This is a genomic window from Pirellulales bacterium, from assembly GCA_036499395.1.
Lineage (GTDB): Bacteria > Planctomycetota > Planctomycetia > Pirellulales > JACPPG01 > JACPPG01.
Genome location: DASYDW010000010.1, coordinates 224,678 through 243,487, shown reverse-complemented (window position 1 = coordinate 243,487; position 18,810 = coordinate 224,678). Strand labels below are relative to the sequence as shown.

Sequence of the window (18,810 nt, the reverse complement as noted above, 5' to 3'; positions counted from 1 at the left end):
GATCATGTCGCCGTTTTATCCGTTATGGCGGCTTGATAGAATCGAGGCATGAGCGAACTGGGCCATAACCCTGGGTGGATTAATCATCGAGTTGCAGGTTATGCCTTCGTCGCCACCGTTTTGGTTTTGTGGCTCGGGTGGATTGGATGGTTTGCGATTGTCATTGCCTTCTTATTTGAGCGCCGATGGTCCCCCTACGGCTCGAAAGGCGTCGAATCATGACCCGCTAGCAGTGGTTTCTTAAGGTACTAGTGGACGCGGGACTCGCTGGATCATCGTGGAGTTGGCGCGAGCCTTTGTTATTTGACGTGGTGGTCGCATCGGCAGCAATCGTTCGGGAATGGGAATGCCGGCGACCTTCGCCTCAGGGAAAAGCAGTTTCACTCTCTCGATCTCGGCTATCTCAGATGGCAGCAATGTCCCGCCGCCGCGATCTTGAAACGCTAAAGCTATCAGATGATATCCCGGCTCTTGAAAAAGCCACAGGGCGCCAGGCGGCGCAACTTGTCCACCACTGCCAGGAGATTTTTTGGCGCGAACTGCCCTAGCAATAACCTCGTGCCGCTGCCGAACCCAATTTGCCTGATAGCCAAGCCGTACAGCCAACAACGTCACCACCACGAACATCGTCGCCAGCGAGAAACGGAACCATCGTCGGCGGGTGGGCGGGATCGTGGACATGGGGCCAGTCTACCCTGGTTCGCTGCGGATAGTGTCCTAGCAGAAAGTTGATAGGACGGTCTTCGCTCAGAATCGCAACGCCCTTTGGATCGCCCATTTAGTCTTGGTGCGGCTCGGCTGCGCCGCAAAGGATGAAAGCTTCTGGGAAAAGCGCTTCGATCCGCGCGTATTCCACATCACTAGGGACGTCCTTAATCTCGATTGCGACGTATCCAGGCTCGCCGAACCAGGACAGAGGCCACGGCGACTGAGTAGGCAAGAGTGTCGTCGGGCCATCTTCCATGTGATAGGTCCGAGTCTCACCCGTCGCAAGGGAGACACGCGGCCCTTCCACAAACATTCGTCTCTGGCGAATCCAATTTGCCTGATAGCCAAGCCATATAGCCAACAATGTCACTACTACGAACATTGTCCCAAGCGAGAAACGGAACCATCGTCGGCGGGTCTTGGGAACTTCGGTCATGTCGCCATTTTATCACAGCCACGCACGACCCGAGGTACGCCAACGATGCCACCAGCGCCTAGCCAAAGCCCATACGGCAGCCTAGCAAGCGGCATCCCGCGTTAGCCCTGCAACTGGCAACTATGTGCCGTCGTGGCGAACGAAGCCCCGAAGACGGCCATGCGGGAGGCCTTTAATGCGATGCGACTGGCCACAGCTAACTGGCAAGCGTAAGGCCAGCGACAAAAAGTCAACCTAGAGACATTTGACAGCCGGAGTAGACAATGCTCGGCGGTCGGTAGTGTCTTAAGAGTGTGGTCCCGCTGGGGGATGCGCTGTTAGCGTCAGCCAAGGTCGGTGCCGGTAAAATAGGCCGCAAGCATAATGCCAATGAACCAAATTGCGAATACGACGAACAAGACCATCAGGATGATCGGCACAGGTCCAGGTTTGACTTCCTCGATGGGAGCACTGTTCGCTTGGAAGCGACCGCGCAATACAAGCCACGAAACAACAAGAGTAATAGACCACCTGAGGCCGCGATCGACGATTTGTAGTGGGCGCGGCTGTCGCCATTCTTGTCTGACATACTGCCTGTCAGGTTCGCTATCAATCCATTCGACGGATACTAGGCGAGTGGCAGCGAACCACCAGATCGGTACGAGCATCGCCGCAATTATCGCCAGCTCGCCAATCCCAAACGGAGGGCATCGTCGGCGGGTCTTGGGAGCTTCGGTCATGTCGCCATTTTAAAACGACCGCAGAGATCGCGAAACCGGTTCAGGGTAATGAGTTTGGAGCACGGTTGTCAAAAGAGCCGATTTTCGGTAGTGCGTCAGTCTGAAATGTGATCGTCTGCAGGGGGGTCGTTCATGAATGGCATTTTTGAGACCACTCCGCGCGAAATGGATTCTGCCGCTCGAAAAAATGCCATGACCCTATACACAACACCGAAAAACATTACCGCGACTCCAAAGCCCACGAAAGCGCAGACGAAAATCATGGCGGGAATTGGTGCGTCTTTCCCGGTCCGCACCATTGCCACTGCCATTGCAATCGCTGCGGCGATTCCCACGACGGCAAAAGCAAATGCCGCAAATTTGGTCGATCGTTTCATTTTGGTGCGCCCCTAAATGCTAACACGCGAAGCCATCCCCACCATGATACCCGACGACGCCAGCGCTCAAGACAGGGATCGCCAAGCACAAATGGACCATTGAAGATATGCTGGAACTCATGCCGCTGAATATCCCCGGGAAACGCGGCCCCTACAAAAAGCGGCGAAAACTGATTTCAGACTGACGCACTACCCGATTTTCGGTAGTGGATGATTACTGTATGCAGGGCGGCGGCCAATCAAAGTGCAGATATCCGACTAGGACATTGTCATCTCCATAAATCTCGAAACGGTGACGTATTTTGGCCAATGCCAATGCGTCGGATACGAGCTTTGCATCTCGCATCAATTCTGCCAATGAGTCGCCATCGGCTTCGATCTGGGGATCACCTAGATCGCCGCCGTAATCCTCGAATGAGAAATGTGATCAGTCCAGGACGCGGATTGAATAGTTTCCAACTTGAACGCGCAGCCCTGCGCTGCGAAGTAACGATGCCAAGCGCAGCTTCGATGGCCATTCAGATAGCGTGCCTGCGATGAATACTGACTGATCCATGCTCCTAGCCCAAAACCCGATCAAACAACTCCCCAAAGCTCCAGACGTGACCGGATAGACCGGCCATCATCGCGGCGGTGGATCGTAGCTTGCCGCTGGTTCCCGGCTTGAGTCTCACCCAGTCGGTGCGTTCAATCTGAAATCTTGCCGAAGCCCGCGAGTACCCAATCTCGTTCTCAAGATGGCTGAGGTCGATTGAAATTGGTTGTTCATACCAGTAAACGACCTTGTGTCCCTTTACAAAGACGACGAGGGCATCAGAGCCCCACTTTATGTTGCAATGTCGGTATGCCGGCCATTTAAAGCCTAGCGCCTTCTCCACATCCTGTTGAGACGTGTATGGGCCGAAAAAAAACATCCGATCCCAGGCAAACGATGTTTCCTCGGCGAAGTCGAACGTCAATTCATTCGAGGCGACTCGGGATTCAAGTCTGCTTTGAACGCCACGCCAATCGTAACTGCTGAAGTAGGCTTCCCACGAAAGCCAGCCAAGTGCCACCAGGACCACCGCCCATGACGTGAAAGGCACCCAGCGGCGACGGGTTTGTGGAATGTCTCTGAACGCAGCAAGCACCACCCATAGGCAAACTACGGCCATCAGCGCGCCTAGGCAAATGATGACAGGTCCATCGCCGCGATTTATTTTGTCCAGAATCATCGACGTCCGCCACCCACGAATCGCACGACCATGTAGCCAAGTTTGTCTTTCGCCATCTCACATCTCTTTTCACAACAGTCGTTCATAGCTATAGAAAATCATATCCCATAACGACACGACTGAAAACAAACCAGCCCAGCACACGCCAACCCGCAAGCGACATGGCACTATCCATATCTATACCGTGCCACGCCTGCCATACGCTCGCCACCCCGCGCGTCTGTACCTGCCATTTGTACCCATGCCATAGACGCAGCCGCATCTAGACCCAACCCTTCTCAATCACTCGCGAACTCTCTCGCGATAGCCGAAGCACCAATCGCATCGGCCACCTAGCAGCGCATCGGCACTAGCGCAGCACTCGAACCCAGCAGCACCACCGCAGCAGCACGCATGCGCCAACCAGGCGTCACACTGCGCAAGCAATAGCCTGTCTCAACTGGCAATTCGTCTAGTCAAAAGCGCAATAAGACGCAGCGCATCTTTACGGTCGTTATGTTGACGTGCCGATCGAAGGAGGGTGGACTCGTGGTGTGATGTAAACACCCCATACAAGGAGCCACCGCTTTGGCCTCGTCTAGCCGCGCTGCTAACGCATTTGCGACGATGCGTGCGACCGGATCACGTCGCGCGGCTTTCCCATTTCTCTTCGGCGGCGCTGCGCCGTAAGTAACAGGGGGCCATTGACCATAGGTCGTCGCTCTCGCCGCGCGCGGCACGCAGTGCCGCCAGGCGTCCGACCGAGGCTGCGTCGGGGAGCCATTGTTCGCGTGGTGCGACACGCATCGCAGGGGTGAGGCGTTCGGCCAGCTTCACCAGTGCTGGTCCCGTGGCGAGCACGCTTTCGTCGAGCGATGCCAGCCAACGCTCGGTCGTGATGATTTCAATCTCTCCGGCGCGCTGCACGGCGCCCGTGACATCGATCGTGAATCGGCCGCTGTAGACCTCGCCGCGCTGCGCGTCGATTGCCACGGCGACTTGTATTTGGAGATCCGTCACGCGCGCGGCAATGCTTTCGGGCGTGCCGATACCTAGAACCTTTGCGCCTGCGCCGTAGGCGAAGGCCTTGGCCGTCATCACGCCCAACCGCAGGCCGGTGAAGGAGCCAGGCCCGATCCCTACGGCCACGAATTGCACCTGCCGGGGGGACCAGCCAACGTGCTTCAAAATCGCCGACAGGGCCGGGGCCAAGGTGCGAGCGCTACGGCCGGACGGGTCGAGTGCCCGTGCTTCGAGCAATTGTCCGCCGTCGAACACGGCCACGCTGCCGGTAGTACCGCTGGTTTCGATCGCCACAATTCGCAACGCTGCACCCCCAGAATGCCCTATAATTGCAAAACGTTAAACCGGTCCGGGTTGCGACCGCGGGGTCAGGCAGTCGCAAAGAGCCTGCCGCCTGCGGAAATCCGCCGCCTTGACCGTGTTAAAACGCTAACTTACACTGCGGTATTGGCTTGTGGCAATTCCCTCGGCGGCTCGCCGCGCGCGCTTGATGTGACGCCTGGGCGACAGAAGGTCAGCTCTCGTGAAGCGTGCCCTGATCAGCGACATTCACAGCAACCTCGAAGCCCTCGAGGCTGTGCTGGCCGATATTCGACGCCAAGGCATCGAGGAAATCTACTGCCTGGGGGACATTATCGGCTATGGTCCGAATCCCCGCGAATGCATCGACCTGGTGATGAAGGTCAACGTTTGCATTCTGGGGAATCACGACCAGGGGGCCTTGTTCGACCCCGAAGGGTTCAACTCTGGCGCCGAGCGGGCGATCTTTTGGACCCGCGAGCAACTTGAGAAACCGCTGGGGACGCCAGCCGACAATGCCAAGCGCTGGGACTTCCTGGGCGAGTTGCCACGCAACCGTCGCGAAAACGGATTTTTGTTCGTACACGGGTCGGCCCGAAATCCGCTGAATGAATATGTCTTCCCCGAGGACATCTATAACCAGCGGAAGATGGAAAAGATCTTCTCTTTGATCGAGCACCATTGCTTTCAGGGACACACGCATGTCCCGGGTGTGTTCACGCAAAGTTTGAATTTTCTCAGCCCTGATGAGATTGGTTACCAGCATCAGCTCGGCCCGGACAAGACGATGATCAACGTTGGTTCGGTCGGGCAGCCGCGCGACGGCGATTCGCGCGCGTGCTACGTGGTCATCGAAGACAATCTGGTGACGTTCCGGCGCGTCGAATACCCGATCGAAAAAACGATCGCGAAAATTTACGAGACGCCGGAGCTCGATAACTTCCTGGGCGATCGCCTGCGCGATGGTCGATAGTCGCGCGAGATAGCACAGGCGTGACGGTGTCGGCGGATTCTCGCCCCGTCCGCGGTGCTTCGAGAAGTGAAACAGCATATTGGTTCGCCCGCGGGCGACGGAGATAAAGGACGCAGGGAATGGACAAGCGATTTATCACGTTCCTGTTGCTTTCGTTCGCCGTATTGTCGGTGAACATGATGGTCATGCGGTGGTTACAACCGCCGCAGGAACAGAAACAGGTTGTTGAGCCTGAGGAACTGACGGCCGAGGAAAAGGCAACTCGCGAGAAGGAAAAGCTCGACGCGGAACCGAAGGCCGAGCTCGCCGCCGGGGACAAAGACAAACCGGCCGGCGACGGTGCGGCTGGTGGCGGTGCTGCAGGGGACGGGGTTGCCGCCGACGGGGCTGACAAGCCGGCCGCTGCCGCGAAGGCTACGATTCCGGAACAACGCTACACGCTCGGCTCGGCCGATGCGGCCAGTCCGTATCGCCAGCTCGTGACGTTTGTGAATGCCGGCGCCGCCATCGAGCGGATCGAATTGAACAGCCCGCGCTACCTGGATCAGGAAGATCGTAGCGGCTATGTCGGACAACTCGACTTAGGCTTGGTGCCCAACGATCGCGCTGGCGCCCTGGTGCGCGTGGTGGGCCCTGGCACGCCTGCCGAGGCGGCCGGTCTGAAGCCCAACGACGTGATCACGGCGCTCAACGGCCAACCGGTGCTCGGCCCGATCGAGTTTCACGATCTGTTGTTAAAGACCGAGCCGGGGCAAAGCTTCACGCTGTCGATCGAGCGCGGCGGTGATGCTGGAGTGGGCAATGCCGGAGCGGACGCTGCGGCAGAGGGGGCTGACAAGCCGGCGCCGCTGGAACTGACCGGTGAATTGCGCCGGCGCCCAATGGAAATTATCCGGCCCGAGGCGCTCGATCAGCTTTCGTTCCTGCTGACGCTCGACAGCGTCGACGGCAAGAAAGTTCCCAAAGATGCGCAAGAGATTCCCGGCCTCGACATGCGCAATGCCAACTGGCAAGCGTTGCCGCAGACCGATCCGGATGAGCTGGCGTTTCAATATGACGCCGCGGAGTTCGGCCTGACCATTATCAAGCGATTCCGACTGGCTCGGGTGAATCCGGAAGAGGCCGACGATCCCTCGGCTCCTGCCTATCACTTGCAGTTTGCCGTCGAAATTCAGAACACCGGCAAGGAAGCTCACAAGGTTGCCTGGCGACTGGACGGGCCGACCGGGTTGCCGCTGGAAGGGGCCTGGTACGCCACGAAGATGAGTCCCAACTGGCGCGGCGGCGCAGGCATGCGCGACGTGGCCGTCGGGTTCCTGGTGAATGGCCGCCGACGGACGGGCCTGGTCAGCGCTACGACGATCGCCGAGGAAACGAATCCCACGCCGTGGCAGGATGAGCCCCTGGAATATATCGGCGTCGATGCCCAGTATTTCGCCGTGGCACTTTTGCCCGATCCCGATCATGCCACCGACTACGGCCGCGCAATTCCCATCCGTGTCGGCGATGCACCTGCGGATCGCGCGAAGTTTAACCGCACGAATGTTTCGTTCCGGCTGACGAGTAAGATCGCCACGATCGAGCCGGGCGAGAAGTCCGGGACCGAAACTTACAAAATTTTCGCCGGACCCAAGCGCCCCGCACTGCTGTCGCAATACGGCTTGGGCAACCTGGTGTACTACGGGTGGTTTGGCTTCGTCGCGGCGCCGATGCTCGAGGTGCTGCACTTCTTTTATCGCATCATCCCGAATTACGGCATCGCGATCATCATGCTCACGGTGCTGGTTCGCTCGCTGATGTTCCCGCTCAGCCGGCGGCAGGCGCTGGGCGCGCAAAAGATGCAGGAACTGCAGCCCGAGATCAAGCGCCTCCAGGAGAAGTACAAGGGCAACATGGAGGCCCGCACGAAGGCGCAGCAGGAACTTTTCAAAAAACACAACTACAACCCGCTGGCCGGTTGCTTGCCTGTGTTCTTGCAATTGCCAATCTTCCTGGGCCTGTACCGCTCGCTGGCGGTCGACGTCGAGCTGCGTGGGGCACCGCTGATCAGTGAATCGATCCGCTGGTGCTCGAACCTGGCCGCCCCGGACATGCTGTGGAACTGGCAGGACACGATGCCGGCGTTCATCGCGGGCCCAGCCGGTTGGTTAGGACCGTATTTCAATCTGTTGCCGTGCTTGACGATTGGCTTGTTCATCTGGCAGCAGAAGATGTTCATGCCGCCGCCGACCGACGAGCAAGCCGCGATGCAGCAGAAGGTCATGCAATACATGATGATCTTTATGGGCGTGATGTTCTTCAAAGTCGCCAGCGGTCTGTGCCTATATTTCATCGCTTCGAGCTTGTGGGGCATCGCCGAGCGCAAATTGTTGCCGCGGACCACGCTGGCGACCGCCGGTGCCGCGCAGCCGGTGCTGGAAAGAATCGGAACGAGGAACAACGGCAACGGCTCATCGGGGTCGAAGAAGAAGAACCGCGACCGCCGTTAATTACGTTGCGGACGAGCGCATGCACGACCCGCACGAAACCATCGCCGCGATTGCCTCCGCCGCGGGAGGAGCGATGCGCGGCGTCATTCGTATGAGCGGGCCCCATGCGGTCGATTGCGTGGCGCCGATCTGGACCGGCGAGGATCGTGATGGCCCGCCTCTTTCGGCGATCAAGGTCTCGACGCGATTGACCGGATCGCTGGCGGTCGATGGTTTTACATCGGCCGTGCCCTGTTCCTTGTTGGTTTGGCCGACGTCGCGCAGTTACACACGGCAACCGTCGGTCGAAATTCACACCGTTGGCGTGGCGCCAATCCTGCAGGCCATTTTGCGAACGCTTTGTCGGCATGGCGCTCGCCTGGCGGCGCCTGGGGAGTTTACGCTGCGGGCGTTTCTAGCAGGAAGAATCGATCTGACGCAGGCCGAAGCCGTGTTAGGCGTCATTGAGTCGCGCGACCGGCACGAGCTGGACGTCGCGGTCAGTCAACTTGCCGGCGGACTGGGCGCGCCGCTCGTGCGATTGCGCGACGAGTTGCTCGATGTCTTGGCGCATCTCGAGGCGGGACTCGACTTCGTCGAAGAAGATATCGAATTCATTGCGCGTGATCGGTTGCGCGAACAAATCACGACGGCCGCCGCGCAGGTACGCGAGTTGGCCGAGCGTACGGCCACGCGTGCCGTTTTGCGGGACGCCGTACGCGTCGTGCTCGTGGGCGAGCCCAACGTCGGTAAGAGCAGTCTGTTCAACGCTCTGCTTAAGCGCAGTGCGGCACTCGTCTCGCCCTTAGCAGGCACCACGCGCGATTACCTGGTGGGCGAGTTGTCGCTGGGCGATGTAACGATCGAACTCGTCGATACGGCCGGCCTGGCCGCGGATTCGATGGCCGATTCGCCGCACTTGCTAAATTCTGCCGAGAACAATGCTCCGCAAACCGACGGAAAAAACATCGACGTTGCCGCCCAGCTTGCCACGGTACGCGAGCGCCGGCACGCCACGATCGAAGTGTTGTGCCTCGACTGCACGCGTTCGCTTACGGCGTGGGAACGGTCGCAGTTGGAACTGCCTGCTCACCGGGTTGTTGTGCTGACGAAAGTGGACCAGCAGCGAGTGCTCGGTCCAATCGAGGATGCGATTGGCACAAGCGGCACCACCGGCCAAGGGCTTGCCGCGCTTTGCGAGCGACTTCGCGGCGCGGCGCTCGCTTGCGGCGGAGATTCAACCGACGTCGTCGCGGCCACGGCCGCCCGCTGCCATGAAAGTTTGCAACGTGCCGCCGAAGCGCTCTCGCAGGCGCTTGAATTCGTCGATCAGCACATTGGAGAAGAGCTGGTTGCGGCCGAACTCCGCGCCGCGATCGAGGAACTAGGGCACGTCGTCGGCGCGGTCTATACGGACGACCTGCTGGATCGAATCTTCAGCCGCTTTTGCATCGGCAAGTAAGTTGAAACTCGGCAAATCGGCCGGCAAATACACATAGCCCGTGATACGAGAGCAAATCCGCATGACGGCAAAGCGCAACGGGGTTATCGTCCTGGGCTCGATCAACATGGACCTCGTGGTTCGCGTGCCGCGCATGCCGCGTCCGGGAGAGACGACGCTAGGGGGAACATTCATGACGAACCTGGGAGGCAAGGGAGCCAACCAGGCAGTCGCGGCTGCCCGTGCCGCGTTGGCGTCCGTGACGTTCATGGCCGCGGTGGGGGATGATGCCTACGGTCGTGAAGCGCTCGAAACGCTTGGGCGTGAATCGCATCTCGCGCTCGATTACGTACGCACGATTCCGCAGGCCGCCACGGGGGTCGCGTTGATCACGGTCGATGCCGCGGGCGAAAACATGATCAGCGTCGCATCGGGGGCGAATTCGATCGTCGCCCCGGACATGATCGATCAACTGCCGGAATCGGTATGGCGTGCGGCGAGCGTTTTTCTCGCCTGCCTGGAAACACCACTCGTAGCTGTCGAACGTGGCCTCGCGCGCGCCAAGGAATTTGGACTATTAACGATCCTCAATCCGGCGCCAGCCTGCGCCGATGCAGGCCGCGGCGAGCTATTAAAGCTGGTCGATGTGCTGACGCCGAACGAAGGGGAAGCTATCACGTTGGCGGGCCCGTCTGCCGAGAATCTTTCCGTGGTTGACGCGGCGCAAATACTGCGCCGCCGCGGCGCCGGGCAGGTGATCGTCACCTGTGGTCGCGACGGATGCCAACTGGTCGGTGAGACAGTGATCCACATCCCGGCTCGGCAGGTTTCGGCGGTCGACACCACGGCGGCTGGCGACGCGTTCAATGGTGCGCTGGCCGTGGCCCTGGCCGAGGGACGTTCGCTTGCGGACGCCGCACGTTGGGCCTCGGCCGCGGCGGCCATCTCGGTCACCCGCCCCGGGGCAATCGCCTCGCTCGCCACGCGCGACGAGATCGAGCATTCTCTGGCAGGCCTGTGAGAGAGCCGGCGACGCGGGGGACATGCTTCTTCGCCTGTGGCGAAAAAGCATGGCACGTTGGGACTTTGTTTCGGCTTGTTTATCCGTACAGGCCGTAGAAATAGGGTGCGTTTGGATTCCCCGTGAAAGATCGGGCCCGGCAGTGGCAACCATCCCGTGTGGTGTATCCCGGCCGGCATAACCGTCGCCTACGGACCGTCCGGCAGGGCTTTTGCCACTACTACAGCCCCCGCAGATAGTTTGCCTGATTTTCAGGGGTGGTTAAGATAAAAGTGATCCCGCGCTGCCGCCGGATTCTCACTGCGGCCGCCCGTCTCGCCTGTTTTGCCCTTCAGTAACTCACCAAGGAATCACATCAATGACCAGGCAGGGTCGCATTCTCGGCGTAATTGTCCCGCTCGTGGCTTTAGTGCTCGCTTGCCCGGCCTGGGCGGACGAAGCGGCAGACAAGGAAAAGGAGAAGGCGGCCGAAGCGGCCAAGGCTGCCGCCGAGAAATCAGCGCCCAAGCCGAAATTCCCTCCCTTCGCCGACGTCTTGAAGGACGCCAAAACGGTCGATGGCCTGATCAAGCTGCATCACAAGGGGGAGAAGGTTTACGCCGAATTGAGCAGCAGCCAGTTGGATCGCGACTTCATCGTGCTGATCTCGATCGCTCGCGGTATCGGCGAAGGGGCGTTGATCGGCGGAATGAGCTGGGGCTTTGGCGACGACTGGTTGTGGCAGTTCCGCCGCGTCGACGACAACATTCATATCGTGCGCCGCAATGTACGGTTCAAGGCGTCCAGCGGCAGCCCCGAAGAACGCGCGGTCAAACTTGCTTATACCGATAGCATTCTGTTCAGCTTGCCGATCGCCACGATCGGCCCTTCAGGGGGATTGGTCGTCGACCTGTCGCCCGTTTTCATGAGCGACCTGCCGCAAATCTCGCACGCACTGCCGGGCTTTTCGTTCGCCTCGAACAAATCGAGCTGGGCCGAGGTGAAGGGTCTGCCCGAGAACATCGAGCTGGAAGTGGCCGCGACCTACGCGTCGGGCGGATTCTTCTCGCTCGACACCGTGCCCGACAGCCGGGGGGCCACGATCAACGTTCACTACTCGATCAGCTTGTTGCCGCAAACCGGCTATCAACCGCGTCTGGCCGATGATCGAGTGGGGCACTTCATCACGGCGATCAAGGACTTCTCGAAGAAGTCGGACGAGGATCGTTTCATTCGTTACGTGAATCGCTGGGACTTGCAAAAGGCCGATCCCTCGGCCGAGCTGTCGCCGCCAAAGAAGCCGATCGTGTTTTACATCGAAAAGACGGTCCCCTACAAATTTCGCAAGCCGATTAGCGACGGCATTTTGGAATGGAACAAGGCCTTCGAGAAAGCCGGTTTCGTCAACGCCATCGAGGTTCATCAGCAACTCGACAAGGACGACATCGATCCGGAAAATATCAACTACAACTTCTTTCGCTGGATCACGGCCGGCGCCGGCTTTGCCATGGGCCCCAGCCGTGTGAATCCGACCACGGGACAGATCCTGGACGCGGACATCATCTTTGACGCCGACTTCATCCAGTTCTGGAAGCGCGACTACGAGAACTTCACCACCGGCCGGATCGAAGCCCTGACCGGCGGACCGCTCGAACTGAAGGAATATGAAGAAAAGCTGGCCCGCGTGCCCGAGCATCTGCGCCACGGCTACATGTGCCAATGCGAGTTGAACCACGGCATGGCGCACGAATTCGCGCTGGGCAGCATTGCCCTGTTGGCCCGCGGCCTGGGGCCCGAGGCCGTCAAGGAGCAGGACAAGATGGTCATGCAAGGTCTGAAGGAAGTGACCATGCACGAAGTGGGGCACACCCTCGGGTTGCGTCACAACTTTAAGGCCAGTAGCGCCGTCACGCTGGCCGATTTAAACAATCCCGACAAGGCGCGCGAGATCGGCCTGACCGCCTCGGTGATGGACTACTCGCCGGCCAACATCGTCAGCAAGGACTTTAAACAATCCAATTACTATTCGCAGACGATCGGTCCCTACGACATCTGGGCGATCGAATACGCGTATAAGCCGTTTTCTGGCGGGACCGAGGGGGAAGTCAGCGAGTTGAAGAAGATCGCCTCGCGCTCGGCCGAGCCACTGTTGGCCTACGCCACCGACGAGGACACGCGCGGCATTGATTCCGACCCGTTGGCCAATCGCTTCGACCTGGGCAGTGATCCGGTCGAGTACGCCAAGGATCGCACGAAGCTGATCGGTGATCTGTGGCCGGGCCTGGTCGATCGCGTCACCGAGAATGGCGATGGCTACGAACGCGCTCGCCAGGCGTTCGGAGTGCTGTTGGGCAATTACGGCCGTGCGGTGTTCTTTGCGTCGCGCTATATCGGCGGCGTCGGAGTGAATCGTGATCACAAGGGGGACCCCAATTCCCGTCCGCCGTATGTGATCGTGCCGGTCGCGAAGCAACGCGAGGCGTTGGCCCTGCTAGAACAGCAGGTGTTCAGCGACAAACCGTTCAATTTTCCGCCCGAGTTGTATAACCATCTGGCTTCGACGCATTGGAATCATTGGGGAAGCGACGTCGCGCTGCGTAGCGACTATGCCGTACACGAAGTCATCAGCATGTGGCAGGACCGCGTTCTGTCGCAATTGACGGGTTCGCTGACGCTGCACCGCTTGCACGATGCCGAACTTAAGATTCCCGCCGATCAGGACGCCTTCACGGCGGCCGAGCTGCTGACCCGGCTGACATCGACGATCTTTTCCGAGGTCGATTCCTTGCCGCAGGGGGATTTCAGCAATCGCAAGCCGGCCATCACCAGCCTGCGCCGCAATTTGCAGCGTATCTACTTGAAGCGGTTGGGGAGCATGGCGCTCGGTCAGCGCGGCGCGCCTGAGGATTGCCAGACCGTGGCCTACGCCGAGCTATCGGGCTTGAACGCCAAGATCAAAAAGGCGCTCGAAAACAATCCGAAGCTCGATACCTACACCCGCGCCCATCTGACCGAATCGAGTGAACGCATTCAGAAGGTGCTCGAGGCTCGCCTGGTTTCGTCGACGCCGTAAAACGTTTGTGCCGCGTCGTCTACAATCCACACGATTATTGCCTTCTTCGCGCCTGCGGTTGGTGTGTGTGATGCTGCGCGGGGCTGTTCTTTCGCCCCCAGGCTCGTTATTTTGAAAGCAGAGGTTCCTGCCCCTTTCGCGGTCTTGGGGGCATTCGATCGCTGCGCTGCCCGGAGGTTCGACGGAACGCGTGAAGCTTATCATCGCTATCATCCAGCCGACGAAGCTCGATCCGCTGCGCGAGGCGCTCAATAAAATCGGCGTCACGCGGATGACTGTGTGTGATGCACAGGGCTACGGCCAGCAGCGAGGCCGGACCGCCATGTACCGCGGCCACGAATACAAAACGAACCTGCTGCGCAAGATCGAGCTCGAAATTCTGGTGAACGATGATTTCGTCGAGCGGACGCTCGATTGCATCGCCAGCGTCGCCCGGACCGGTCCAGAAGGAAGCATCGGCGACGGTAAAATCTGGGTTCTGCCGGCCGAGCAAGTTGTGCGCATCAGCGACGTGCTCGAAGGGCCCGAGGCGGTTTAGATCACGGACCGTAACGTGCTAATAGGGGCGTGCGTCCTGCCGCCATCGACGCATGCCTGAAACTTCCACACCGCTGGTACTACTCCTTACGGCCGACCTGGCGACGTCGTCGAAAGTCGCGGGAGCCGCGGCGCGGCAGAACGTGATTTTAGACGTGGCGTACGACGTCGCTTCACTCGCCGAGAAGGCTGCTGCTGGGCGGCCGGCGATTGTGATGGTCGATCTCAGCGTTCCGAGGCTCGATGTCGTGGCCCTGGTCACAAGCTTGAAGCAGAATGCCACGGCGTCACGGATGATTCTTGCCTTCGGACCGCACGTACACGAGGGGTTATTGCAAGCCGCGCGTGACGCCGGCTGCGATGCGGTCCTGTCACGCGGCCAATTTCATGCGCGCGTGGACGAGTTCATGGAATCGGCCAGAGGCAGCGTCTAGAGCTACTGGAATCGCGTCGAGAGAACGTCACTCCGGCTACGGCGCGACATCTGCCCCATTGTCGGCCATTTCGTCCTCGGGTGCGGCGTCAGCGATCGTGGCCACGCCCGCGGCATCGGTCGTAACCGGCGGCAGACCGAACTTTTCCGATTGCTCTTCGACGAAGACTTCGTCCGATTCGGTGCCATCGACGTCGTATCGCAGCAGAAAGTAAACGATTGTCGCGGCGCTAAAGAAGAACGTGTAGATGAAGCCCACCGTGATGACCTGCACCAAGCCCGTCCAGAAGGCCAGGATGTTTGCCGCCAGCGGCGCGTTCTCGGTCATGTCCTCCAGGACCGCGTTCCCGGCTCCCCAACTCACGGCCCAGGCCGTGAGATACAGCACGGCTGCGGCGAAGTATTGCACGACCAACGCACCGAGGACGCCCAGCACGCTTGCCACGATCGCGTACCAGAGGTAGTGCAAAGGTCGCTGATAGACATAGGAGTACGAACGCGACAGGGCATCGAAGCTGTCGGTTCCTTCGGAACTGATGGTGGGCCACATCAGCGGCCAGCCGAACAGCAGCCCGATCAAGAAAATCACGATCACTAATCCCGCTACCAAGAACACCGGCCATAGGGCGGTCACGATCGTCAGTCCGGGGCTGCCCGCGTGCCCGATAAGGCTCACCAGCGCCACGGGCAGCACAAACAGCAGCACGCCAAACAAAGGGAATAACGGAGCCGTGACATAGGCCAGATAGCGGGCCATCACGTATCGCACGGCACCCCGCAAGCTACCACGTTCGCTGCGCGTGACCTGCAACGCCACTAAGCGCGTGATCACGCCGCCGAAAAAGGCCCACACCAGGTCCACCCACAGCGCGCAAACCAGAGCAAAGGCTAGTCCCACAACGGTTAATTGTGGGGCAAAGAGCAGGCGGAATGGACCACTCAGATTTAGCCAGGCCGCCAACAGCGGGTTTTCGCCCGCTGCCAAATTCGCGGGACCCAGAATCACTTCGCGTGGCCCCAGCACTCCCGGCGGTGTGCGCTTCATTTCCGCGATCGTTGGTTCCGCAGCGCCGATCCACGGGCCCTGACTGTACTGCGCGATCGTCCCCTGCAGCGGCGCATCGGGATCGCCACCGCCGAACATCTTGCCCGCCACCCACCAGCCGGCGAACGTCAACAGTACGCCGACGACCGCCAACAAAAGCAGCCGCGCCTGGATCGCCAGGCGAAACGTGCGTAGTAGTTCCAGCCAGGGAAATAGCTCGGTCCAGGCTACCTGGCGGATAGTGCCACGATCATCGGGCATGCTTTCGACTCCACGGTCAGCGGCAAACTTTGCCGAAAGGGGTTTCTAGGGGGTGTAGGTTTCCTATGGTAACGGTAGCCCAGAAAATCGACCAGCCGGAACGGCCGGCGAAGTGAAAACCCTAGCGAACCGGGCCGCTCGCACCACGGTTGAGGGACGCGCCTGTCCGAGTCTAGCGGCGCAGGCACCACGACGAGCTAATAGCGCTCAATCGTTGCTCGAGTCGTCGTCCGGCGTATCTTTCTCGGACGGCTCGAACGGGAGTCCGTAATCTTCGTTCAGCCAGCGTCCCAGATCGACACGGCGGCAGCGCTCGCTGCAGAACGGCATGGCCGGCGATTGCTCGGAATCGAACTGCCGACGACAGGTAGGACAGCGGGTGAGAGCCATGGACAGGACGCTGCGCGTAAGTGCCAAGGGCCGAGGATTCAAATGTCGAAGGAGAGACGCTCGACTTCGGCGACAAATCGATTACGGCACGCTAATCGGACTTCGACTTCTTGTCGGACTTCGAGGAAGATCCCTTCGAGTCGGACGAGCTTTTGCTGTCCGAACTTTTCGATTCGCTGCTCGGCTTGTCGGCCGCGGCCCGCTTTTTATACGCATCACTGCGGTAATCGGTCTGGTAGAAACCCGACCCCTTAAAGACGATCGCAGCGCCGGTGCCGAACAGTCGGCGCAGCTTCGATTTGCCGCACTCGGGGCACTTCTTCTTCGGCGATTCCGTTATCGGCTGGAACAGCTCGAAGGCGTGATTGCAGTTGTCGCAAACGTAATCGTACGTGGGCACGTAACGTCCTTTCGCAAACTCGCTCGTGCGGTGGTCGCACGTAGTACTCACTCTACAAGTATTTTAGCACGCCGTCTTAATTGTTGGGCGCGGGGGCCGAAGCGACAATCACCTGCGCCGGACGAATCACCCGGTCGTGCAGCATGAAACCATCCCGCACCACGTGCATCACCGTGTTTGGCGCCACCTCGGTCGAAGGTTGCTGCATTATGGCCTCGTGCATGTGCGGGTCGAACGGGTGGTTCAAAGCTTCGATTCGCTGGCAGTGATGCTGGGCCAGCACGTTCTCCATCTGTTGCTTGACCAATTTGAACCCTTCGAGCAGTCCGCCGCCGTCGGCCGATTTCGTGGCGGCCTCGATCGCGCGTTGCATATTATCGAGCACGGGGAGCAAATCGCCGAGCAGCCGTAGATCCGCGTAGCGGCGCTCTTCCTCGATATCGCGACGGGCCCGCTTGCGAAAATTCTCCCACTCGGCCTGCAATCGCAATGCCCGTTCCTTGGCCTCGTCCAACTGGGTACGCAGTTCGGCGACTTCGTTCGAAATCGGCGCGTCTCCTTCAGCGGGGTCCTGCGCGCCGGCCGAGGACGAATACCGCGACGCTTCACTTTCGTTGCCACGATTATGGTCTGTCATAAGTCATACCTTTGCCGCTGGATGAATCGACGCTTTCGCGCCCTGCATGTCGCGGCGAATATCTATTCGCCCACCTGGGTGCTGTCTTCCGGTACGAAATAGTCTCGCAACTTCTCAAAGAAATTCTTGCGATGCGGTGTCACGTTGGCCCGTTCTTCCTCGGCCAGCTCGCGCAGCAATTCTTCTTGCTTCGGCGTCAACGTCTTCGGCACTTCCACGTGTACCTGCACGAGCAAGTCCCCCTTGCCGCGCGCGTGCGGGTCGGGCATGCCGCGACCCCGCAGGCGAAATACCTCGCCCGTGGCCGTGCCGGCCGGCACGTCTAAATCCTCTTTGCCTTCGATCGTCGGCACCTCGATCGAGGCCCCCAACGCCGCTTGCGTATACGTGATGGGGATCTGACACACCAGATCGCGCCCTTGCCGTCGAAACAGCGAGTGCTCGCTGACGTGCAAAAAGCAGTAGCAATCGCCCCGCGGTCCGCCATGCGGATCCGGATCGCCTTCACCCGACAGACGCAGACGCACGTCATTGTCAACGCCGGCCGGAATGCTCACTTCGCGCTTCACGCGCTTGCGTAAGTAACCTTCGCCCCGACAGCCATCGCACGGGTCGTTAATCATCGTGCCGGCGCCGTGGCAGGAGGGACATGTCGTCTGCATGCGGAAGATGCCCGCACTTTGCACGACCTGGCCACGTCCGCCGCAATACTTGCACTTCTCCGGCTTGGTGCCGGCACGCGCACCGCTTCCATGGCATTTGGTGCATTCCTCGTGCCGCTCGAAATGCACGACCTTCGTAACGCCACGGGCCGCTTCGAGCAGATCGAGCGTTACATCGCAGCGAACGTCGGATCCTTTGGTTGAGCGACGCCCCCCTCGGCCGCGCCCGCCGCCGAAGATGTCGCCGAACGCCCCCTCGCCGAAGATGTTGCCGAAGGCCTCGAAGATGTCGTTAACGTCGTTGAAATGGGGCGCGCCGCCACCGGGACCGTCGATACCGGCGTGGCCAAATCGATCGTAGCGCGAGCGCTTGTCGGTATCGCTCAAGACCTCGAACGCTTCGGCCGCTTCCTTAAAGTACTGCGCCGCACCGTCGTCCCCCGGATTCTTGTCCGGGTGAAACTTGACCGCGAGCTTGCGGAAAGCCGTGGAAATCTCGGTGCCCGAGCAAGTGCGCTCGACGCCGAGAACTTCGTAGTAATCGCGCTTCTTGGCCATAGTTACCATGGCACTTTCGCCGATGGGGAAAGCGTATCGCAAAACGGGCCGCCCCGGCAATCGAGGCGGCCCGTGATGGTTGATTCACATCGAACGCTGCCGGTACACGCCACGTGACGGGTTAAGCGAACCTTTCGGTCTGCCGCGCCCCCACGTCATTCTACGCACCGTCGCGA

General features: G+C 59.9%; 17 protein-coding genes. 8 read left to right on the top strand and 9 right to left on the bottom strand.

Features of this window, described 5'->3' with window-relative positions:
* Positions 1–240 precede the first annotated feature (240 nt).
* Together VGN12_02310 and VGN12_02305 are read right to left on the bottom strand one after the other, a co-directional pair.
* Complete coding sequence (locus tag VGN12_02310) at positions 241–681, bottom strand: hypothetical protein (protein ID HEY4308260.1); 441 nt, start codon at positions 679–681, stop codon at positions 241–243.
* Positions 682–1,467: 786 nt separating this feature from the next.
* Entirely contained in the window at positions 1,468–1,863 is a 396-nt protein-coding gene (locus VGN12_02305; protein HEY4308259.1) for a hypothetical protein, read from the bottom strand.
* Between the two features lie 132 nt (positions 1,864–1,995).
* Between VGN12_02305 and VGN12_02300 the strand changes: the two genes are divergently transcribed.
* Positions 1,996–2,256 carry a hypothetical protein gene (locus VGN12_02300; protein HEY4308258.1) on the top strand — a complete coding sequence of 87 codons (261 nt, stop codon included), beginning with the start codon at positions 1,996–1,998 and terminating at the stop codon, positions 2,254–2,256.
* Between the two features lie 544 nt (positions 2,257–2,800).
* Here VGN12_02300 and VGN12_02295 read toward each other — a convergent pair.
* Together VGN12_02295 and tsaB are read right to left on the bottom strand one after the other, a co-directional pair.
* A complete protein-coding gene (locus VGN12_02295; GenBank protein ID HEY4308257.1) occupies positions 2,801–3,454 on the bottom strand; it encodes a hypothetical protein in 654 nt (217 codons plus the stop codon).
* 621 nt (positions 3,455–4,075) lie between these two features.
* Complete coding sequence (gene tsaB, locus VGN12_02290; GenBank protein HEY4308256.1) at positions 4,076–4,750, bottom strand: tRNA (adenosine(37)-N6)-threonylcarbamoyltransferase complex dimerization subunit type 1 TsaB; 675 nt, start codon at positions 4,748–4,750, stop codon at positions 4,076–4,078.
* A 229-nt stretch (positions 4,751–4,979) separates the two neighbouring features.
* Between tsaB and VGN12_02285 the strand changes: the two genes are divergently transcribed.
* The 7 genes from VGN12_02285 to VGN12_02255 all read left to right on the top strand — a co-directional run bounded on the left by VGN12_02285 (position 4,980) and on the right by VGN12_02255 (position 14,682).
* Complete coding sequence (locus VGN12_02285; GenBank protein ID HEY4308255.1) at positions 4,980–5,729, top strand: metallophosphoesterase family protein; 750 nt, start codon at positions 4,980–4,982, stop codon at positions 5,727–5,729.
* 119 nt (positions 5,730–5,848) lie between these two features.
* The gene (locus VGN12_02280) at positions 5,849–8,218 is read left to right on the top strand and encodes a YidC/Oxa1 family insertase periplasmic-domain containing protein (protein HEY4308254.1); all 2,370 of its coding nucleotides are present in this window, start codon (positions 5,849–5,851) and stop codon (positions 8,216–8,218) included.
* A 19-nt stretch (positions 8,219–8,237) separates the two neighbouring features.
* Complete coding sequence (locus VGN12_02275; GenBank protein HEY4308253.1) at positions 8,238–9,659, top strand: tRNA modification GTPase; 1,422 nt, start codon at positions 8,238–8,240, stop codon at positions 9,657–9,659.
* A 61-nt stretch (positions 9,660–9,720) separates the two neighbouring features.
* Positions 9,721–10,659 (top strand): ribokinase, encoded by a 939-nt coding sequence (gene rbsK, locus VGN12_02270; protein HEY4308252.1) that lies wholly within the window; start codon positions 9,721–9,723, stop codon positions 10,657–10,659.
* A 358-nt stretch (positions 10,660–11,017) separates the two neighbouring features.
* The gene (locus tag VGN12_02265; GenBank protein HEY4308251.1) at positions 11,018–13,711 is read left to right on the top strand and encodes a zinc-dependent metalloprotease; all 2,694 of its coding nucleotides are present in this window, start codon (positions 11,018–11,020) and stop codon (positions 13,709–13,711) included.
* A 190-nt stretch (positions 13,712–13,901) separates the two neighbouring features.
* Complete coding sequence (locus VGN12_02260) at positions 13,902–14,249, top strand: P-II family nitrogen regulator (GenBank protein HEY4308250.1); 348 nt, start codon at positions 13,902–13,904, stop codon at positions 14,247–14,249.
* A gap of 52 nt (positions 14,250–14,301) precedes the next feature.
* Complete coding sequence (locus VGN12_02255; protein ID HEY4308249.1) at positions 14,302–14,682, top strand: hypothetical protein; 381 nt, start codon at positions 14,302–14,304, stop codon at positions 14,680–14,682.
* 36 nt (positions 14,683–14,718) lie between these two features.
* Here the strand turns inward: VGN12_02255 and VGN12_02250 are convergent, their stop codons facing one another.
* From VGN12_02250 to dnaJ, 5 genes are all read right to left on the bottom strand, one after another.
* Positions 14,719–15,987 (bottom strand): hypothetical protein, encoded by a 1,269-nt coding sequence (locus VGN12_02250; protein HEY4308248.1) that lies wholly within the window; start codon positions 15,985–15,987, stop codon positions 14,719–14,721.
* 207 nt (positions 15,988–16,194) lie between these two features.
* Complete coding sequence (gene yacG / locus VGN12_02245) at positions 16,195–16,377, bottom strand: DNA gyrase inhibitor YacG (protein HEY4308247.1); 183 nt, start codon at positions 16,375–16,377, stop codon at positions 16,195–16,197.
* Between the two features lie 91 nt (positions 16,378–16,468).
* Positions 16,469–16,777, bottom strand: coding sequence for an FmdB family zinc ribbon protein (locus VGN12_02240; protein HEY4308246.1), 309 nt, complete (start codon positions 16,775–16,777; stop codon positions 16,469–16,471).
* A 76-nt stretch (positions 16,778–16,853) separates the two neighbouring features.
* The gene (gene grpE, locus VGN12_02235; GenBank protein ID HEY4308245.1) at positions 16,854–17,414 is read right to left on the bottom strand and encodes a nucleotide exchange factor GrpE; all 561 of its coding nucleotides are present in this window, start codon (positions 17,412–17,414) and stop codon (positions 16,854–16,856) included.
* 62 nt (positions 17,415–17,476) lie between these two features.
* Positions 17,477–18,634 carry a molecular chaperone DnaJ gene (dnaJ, locus tag VGN12_02230; GenBank protein HEY4308244.1) on the bottom strand — a complete coding sequence of 386 codons (1,158 nt, stop codon included), beginning with the start codon at positions 18,632–18,634 and terminating at the stop codon, positions 17,477–17,479.
* Positions 18,635–18,810: the final 176 nt, after the last annotated feature.

What these genes read in the sequence shown, in the direction of transcription:
- VGN12_02310 (HEY4308260.1), bottom strand. Translation starts at nt 681, where the DNA reads ATGTCCACGATCCCGCCCACCCGCCGACGATGGTTCCGTTTCTCGCTG.
- VGN12_02305 (HEY4308259.1), bottom strand. Translation starts at nt 1,863, where the DNA reads ATGACCGAAGCTCCCAAGACCCGCCGACGATGCCCTCCGTTTGGGATT.
- VGN12_02300 (HEY4308258.1), top strand. Translation starts at nt 1,996, where the DNA reads ATGAATGGCATTTTTGAGACCACTCCGCGCGAAATGGATTCTGCCGCT.
- VGN12_02295 (HEY4308257.1), bottom strand. Translation starts at nt 3,454, where the DNA reads ATGATTCTGGACAAAATAAATCGCGGCGATGGACCTGTCATCATTTGC.
- VGN12_02280 (HEY4308254.1), top strand. Translation starts at nt 5,849, where the DNA reads ATGGACAAGCGATTTATCACGTTCCTGTTGCTTTCGTTCGCCGTATTG.
- VGN12_02275 (HEY4308253.1), top strand. Translation starts at nt 8,238, where the DNA reads ATGCACGACCCGCACGAAACCATCGCCGCGATTGCCTCCGCCGCGGGA.
- rbsK (HEY4308252.1), top strand. Translation starts at nt 9,721, where the DNA reads ATGACGGCAAAGCGCAACGGGGTTATCGTCCTGGGCTCGATCAACATG.
- VGN12_02265 (HEY4308251.1), top strand. Translation starts at nt 11,018, where the DNA reads ATGACCAGGCAGGGTCGCATTCTCGGCGTAATTGTCCCGCTCGTGGCT.
- VGN12_02255 (HEY4308249.1), top strand. Translation starts at nt 14,302, where the DNA reads ATGCCTGAAACTTCCACACCGCTGGTACTACTCCTTACGGCCGACCTG.
- VGN12_02250 (HEY4308248.1), bottom strand. Translation starts at nt 15,987, where the DNA reads ATGCCCGATGATCGTGGCACTATCCGCCAGGTAGCCTGGACCGAGCTA.
- yacG (HEY4308247.1), bottom strand. Translation starts at nt 16,377, where the DNA reads ATGGCTCTCACCCGCTGTCCTACCTGTCGTCGGCAGTTCGATTCCGAG.
- grpE (HEY4308245.1), bottom strand. Translation starts at nt 17,414, where the DNA reads ATGACAGACCATAATCGTGGCAACGAAAGTGAAGCGTCGCGGTATTCG.
- dnaJ (HEY4308244.1), bottom strand. Translation starts at nt 18,634, where the DNA reads ATGGCCAAGAAGCGCGATTACTACGAAGTTCTCGGCGTCGAGCGCACT.